This window comes from Citreimonas sp., from assembly GCF_042096055.1.
Classification (GTDB): domain Bacteria; phylum Pseudomonadota; class Alphaproteobacteria; order Rhodobacterales; family Rhodobacteraceae; genus Citreimonas.
In genome coordinates, this window is record NZ_JBELMH010000039.1 from 19794 (window position 1) to 24551 (window position 4758).

A 4758-nucleotide genomic window follows, 5' to 3' on the forward strand; every position below is an offset into this window, starting at 1 on the left:
CTGCAGGACGAACTGCTGGACCTGCAGCGCGACCTGCAGCGCACCATCATCTTCGTCAGCCACGACCTCGACGAAGCGTTCAAGATCGGCAACCGCATCGCGATCATGGAGGGCGGGCGCATCGTGCAGCTTGGTACCCCGCGCGAGATCTTCTCGGCCCCCGCATCGGATTACGTGGCCGATTTCGTCGCGAACATGAACCCGCTGGGCGTGCTGACCGCGCGCGACGTGATGCAGCCGGGCGCGGGCGATGCCGACACGTCCGGCACGATCGAGGCCGAGACCCCGATCCGCGACATCCTGCCCATGCTGCGCGACGGCCCGCTGCGCGTCGCCGAACACGGCGCCGTGCTGGGCACGGTCAGCGCCGAAAGCGTGGTGGCGCGGCTTTCGGCCTGACGGTCTAGACGGGCCGCCGGTGGATCAGCGCCTTGATCGCCGCCGCATGGCCCGGGTCAGCCGCCAGCACGTCGGTCGCCAGGTCGCGCGCCGCCTCGACCACGTCGCCCTCGACGATTCGGTCGATCAGGCCCCAGGTCAGCGCCTCGTCGGAGGGGATCTTCTGTCCGGCCATCAGGATCATCTTGGCCCGCGCCGGCCCGACCAGCGCGGCCAGCCGCGCCGGGTCGGATTGCTGCGGCAGGTAGCCCAGCTTCATCACCGGGTAGAACAGCTTCGCCCCCGGCGCCGCGATGCGCAAGTCGCAGGCCAGCGCCATGCCCATCGCGCCGCCGGCTACCGTGCCGTTGAGGGCGCAGATCGTCAGGCCGGCATGGCGCGCGATCGCGCCCGACAGCCGCTCCCACAAAGGCGTGCGGGCCATCCCCGCCTTCGCGGCGTCCAGATCCGCGCCGGCCGAGAACACCTTGCCGGTGCCGGTCAGCACCAGCGCGCGCGCGTCCTGTGCGCCCTCGACCGCCTCGCACAGCGCCTGAAGCATGTCCGGTGTCAGCGCATTGGCCTTGTCGGGGCGGTCGATGCGGATGAGGCGTAGCGCGTTGCCTTCGGCGTGGATCATGCGAGACCGATCCGCGCGCGCAGCGCCTCGTCCCGCAGCGACACCTCGGCGCCGAGGAACTCGTCGGCTTCCGCTCCGCACATCCACACCAGCGCCCGCGCCGGCCAGTCCGGCGGGATATGCGCCGACCAGTCGAGGCGGCTGATCTCGTTGATGCCGCTGGCCTTGATGTCGCGTTGCATCTGCGTGGCCACCGTGCCCGGCGACAGCGACAGCGCGCGGATGCCCGCCTCGCGATACTCGAGGTCCAGCATCCGGGTCAGCATGTAGGCGCCGGCCTTCGAGGCGCAGTAGGCCGACCACGCCTCGGTCGGGCGATGGGCGGCGCCGGATCCGATGGTCAGGATCGTGCCGCCGCCGGCTGCCGTCATCACCGGCAGCGCCGCGCGCATGCCGTGGAAGATGCCCTTGAGGTTGATGTCGATCACGTCGCCCCAGCGGTCGGGGTCGAGCTCGGCCATGCGGCCGATGGGCTCGATCGCGCCGGCGTTGCCCACCAGGATGTCCAGCCCGCCATGCGCCGCGACGCAGGCCTGCACGGCCTTCTCGACCTCCCAGTACCGGGTGACGTCGCAGGTGATCGCGACCGCCTGCGGCCCGATTTCGCCCGCAAGGTCGCCGACCGCGTCGGCCGAGCGCGCCACCAGCGCGACCTTGGCGCCGGCCTTGGCGAAGGCGCGCGCGGTCTCGGCGCCGATGCCGCGGCTCGCGCCGGTGATCAGCGCGGTCTTGCCCGTCAGGTCCATCGGAAATCCCCTTGCATTGGCGCCCCGGTGGTAACGCGGCCCCGCAGCCGAATCCAGTGCCTTGACCGGCACGCCATGCGCCCCGACACTGCGGGCGACGCAGACCGGAACGGAGACTCGCGATGAACAGGCTTGCAGCAGGAACGGCGCTTGCGCTTTGCACGATGGCCGCGCCGGCGCTGGCGGACGTGACGCCGCAGCAGGTCTGGGACGACCTCGCGCGGTACATGAGCGATTTCGGCTACACCGTCGACGCCAGCGAGGACCTCGCCGGCGACACGCTGACCGTGTCGGACGTGATCCTCACGATGAACCTCGAGAACAGCATCGACGACATGAGCGGCAGCGGCACGATCGCCGTGCGCATCGACGAGATCGTGCTGACCGACCGCGGCGACGGCTCGGTCGCGGTGGGCTTCCCGGCCTCGATCCCGATCGACATGGCCTTCGACGACGGCGAGGATGCTATCGACCTGACCATCGACTACACCAACGAGGGGCTCGAGATGGTCGTGTCGGGCACGCCGGACGCGATGGTCTACGAGTACACCGCCGACCGCCTGATGCTGGCGCTCAGCGACCTGTCCGCCGACGGCCAATCGGTCGGCCGCGACAACGCGCGCCTGTCGGTCACCATGGGTCCGGTCAGCGGGCAGAGCACGATGGCGCGCACCGATGCCCTGTCCTCGTCCACGCAGGAGATGTCGCTGGGCGAAGTGACCTACGACATCGCCTTCGACATGCCGGAGGAGGAAAGCGCCGGGTCGTACTCGGGCACTCTGTCCGGCGTCACCGTCTCTGGCACCAGCGACATCCCGCGCGACGTCGACCTGGAGGACATGGCCGCCGCCGTCGCAGCCGGCTTCGGCGGGACCGGGCGCCTGTCGCACGAGGGCTCGCAGAACGAGTTCACGGTGACCGACGAGGGCGCGACCACCTCGGGGCAGACCAGTTCGGACGAGGGCGCCTTCGAGGTCGAGATCTCGGGCGACCGGCTGCGCTACTCGGCGACGGCCAGCGGCGGCAGCATCGCGCTCAGCGGCGACCAGATGCCGCTGCCGGTCAGCGCATCGCTGGCCGAAATGGAATTCTCGATGAGCGTGCCGATGCAGCCGTCGGACACGCCGCAGGACGCCGCGCTGAAGGTCAACCTGGGCGGGCTGACCGTGTCGGAGGTGATCTGGAACGCCTTCGATCCATCGGGCCGCCTGCCGCGCACGCCCGCCAGTTTCTTGCTGGACATCGGCGCGCAGGTCACCCCGCGCGTCAGCCTGTTCGACCCCGAGGCGATCGAGGCGCTGGGCGAACAGCCGCCGGGCGAGCTCAACACCGTGACGCTGCGCGATCTGACGCTGGAGGCCGGAGGCGGGCGCCTGACGGGTGCGGGTGCGTTCACCTTCGACAACGACGACCTGGAAACCTTCAACGGCATGCCCCGCCCCGAGGGCACGGTCGAGCTGACCGTGTCGGGTGCCAACGCGTTGATGGACAACCTCATCGCCATGGGCCTGCTGACCGAGGAAGATGCCATGGGCGCACGCATGATGCTGTCGATGTTCACCGTGCCCGGATCTCAGCCGGACACCGCGACCTCGACGATCGAGATCAACGAGCGCGGCCATATCTCGGCCAACGGCCAGCGCATCCAGTAGGTCACGCGCCGGGCGGCCGGCCGCGACGCGGCCGGTCAGTCGTCGCGCAGCGCCGGCAGCCCCACCCCGGTCGACTCGAACCCGCCGTCGGCGGCCAGCACCTGCCCGGTCACGTAGGACGCCTTTTCCGACAGCAGGAAGGCGATGACCTCGGCAATCTCGCGCTCGGTCCCGTAGCGGTTCAGCGGGATCGCATCGTGGTAGGCGTCGATGATCGCCTGCGAATGCACGGCCATCGCCAGCTTGGTCCGCACCGGGCCGGGGCAGACGCAGTTCACGCGGATGCCGAATTCGCCCAACTCGGCCGCGTGCTGCTTGGTCAGGTGGATGACGCCGGCCTTGGACGTGCCGTAGGCCACCCGCAGGGTCGAGGCGCGCAAGCCACTGATCGAGGCGATGTTCACCACCGCGCCGCAGGTTTCCTTGAGCGCGGGAAGGGCGGCCTGCGTGCACAGGAAAGGCCCGTCGAGGTTGGTCGACATGACCTCGCGCCACGCCTCGAAGCTGGTCTGCTCGAGTGGGCCGAAATGCGCGACGCCTGCGTTGTTGACCAGCCCGTCCAGCCGGCCGGCCCAGGCGGTGGTGCGCTCGATCATGCGGGCGACGTCGTCGGGGTCGGAGACGTCGGCCTCGATCGCCAGCACGCCGTCGCGGGCGGCGGCGGCGTCGTGCAGTTCGTCCCCGTCGATGTCGGCCATGGCGACGCGCCAATCCGACTCCAGCAGGACGTCGGTCAGCGCCAACCCGATGCCGCGCGCGGCGCCCGTCACGATCGCGCATTTTCCCTGCATGCCGTTCCTCCTGCTGGCCTGTTCGCCCAGAGGTGGCACAGCCGGCGACGTCGGGGAAGGGGTCAGCCGCGCATCAGGTCGGGAAGGTCACCGGAAAGCCCCGCCGCATCGCGGATGAAGGCGCGGCGCAGGCCCGGTACGGCGTTCACCGCCGCCATGCCAAGGTCACGCCCCAGCCGCAGCAGCGCGTTGTCGTTCGAGAACAGGCGGTTGAACGTGTCGGTCGCGGTGGCCAGCGTCGCCGTATCGAAGCGCCGCCATTGCTGATAACGCGCCAGCACCGGCGCGCTGGCGATGTCCTCGCCGCGGCGTCGAGCGTGGTCCAGAACGTGCGCCAGCGCGGCCACGTCGCGCAGCCCGGCGTTCAAGCCCTGGCCCGCGATCGGGTGCACGCCGTGCGCCGCGTCGCCCACCAGCGCCAGCCGCGGGGCCACGAAGGCGTTCGCCAGGCTGAGGCCCAGAGGGTAGGTGTAGCGCTTACCGGCCAGGCCGATCTCGCCCAGGAAGTCGCCGAAGCGCGGGCGCAGCACGGTCAGGTAATCCTCGTCGCC

The 4758-nt window shown here is 70.4% G+C and carries 5 protein-coding genes and 1 pseudogene; 2 read left to right on the forward strand and 4 right to left on the reverse strand.

The features are described from left to right. Nucleotides 1-399: pseudogene (locus ACFDTC_RS10405) on the forward strand (choline ABC transporter ATP-binding protein); the annotation flags it as partial. A 4-nt stretch (nt 400-403) separates the two neighbouring features. Here the strand turns inward: ACFDTC_RS10405 and ACFDTC_RS10410 are convergent. Both ACFDTC_RS10410 and ACFDTC_RS10415 read right to left on the reverse strand, forming a co-directional pair. Beyond that, nucleotides 404-1018 carry an enoyl-CoA hydratase/isomerase family protein gene (locus ACFDTC_RS10410; protein WP_375258811.1) on the reverse strand — a complete coding sequence of 205 codons (615 nt, stop codon included), beginning with the start codon at nt 1016-1018 and terminating at the stop codon, nt 404-406. Continuing rightward, nucleotides 1015-1764, reverse strand: a complete 750-nt coding sequence (locus ACFDTC_RS10415; protein WP_375258812.1) for an SDR family oxidoreductase — start codon at nt 1762-1764, stop codon at nt 1015-1017. Before ACFDTC_RS10415 ends, ACFDTC_RS10410 begins: the two co-directional genes overlap by 4 nt. A 122-nt stretch (nt 1765-1886) precedes the next feature. Between ACFDTC_RS10415 and ACFDTC_RS10420 the strand changes: the two genes are divergently transcribed. Continuing rightward, nucleotides 1887-3416, forward strand: a complete 1530-nt coding sequence (locus ACFDTC_RS10420; protein WP_375258813.1) for a DUF2125 domain-containing protein — start codon at nt 1887-1889, stop codon at nt 3414-3416. Between the two features lie 35 nt (nt 3417-3451). On the opposite strand, the gene ACFDTC_RS10425 is transcribed toward ACFDTC_RS10420, so the two are convergent. Together ACFDTC_RS10425 and ACFDTC_RS10430 are read right to left on the reverse strand one after the other, a co-directional pair. Further along, entirely contained in the window at nt 3452-4207 is a 756-nt protein-coding gene (locus ACFDTC_RS10425) for an SDR family NAD(P)-dependent oxidoreductase (RefSeq protein WP_375258814.1), read from the reverse strand. Between the two features lie 62 nt (nt 4208-4269). After that, nucleotides 4270-4758, reverse strand: a 489-nt coding sequence (locus ACFDTC_RS10430; protein WP_375258815.1) for an FAD-dependent monooxygenase, incomplete at its 5' end; no start/stop codon positions are given.

Excerpts from the sequence above, each read along its gene's own strand:
- ACFDTC_RS10425 (WP_375258814.1), bottom strand. The coding sequence starts at position 4,207 with ATGCAGGGAAAATGCGCGATCGTGACGGGCGCCGCGCGCGGCATCGGG.
- ACFDTC_RS10420 (WP_375258813.1), top strand. The coding sequence starts at position 1,887 with ATGAACAGGCTTGCAGCAGGAACGGCGCTTGCGCTTTGCACGATGGCC.
- ACFDTC_RS10410 (WP_375258811.1), bottom strand. The coding sequence starts at position 1,018 with ATGATCCACGCCGAAGGCAACGCGCTACGCCTCATCCGCATCGACCGC.
- ACFDTC_RS10415 (WP_375258812.1), bottom strand. The coding sequence starts at position 1,764 with ATGGACCTGACGGGCAAGACCGCGCTGATCACCGGCGCGAGCCGCGGC.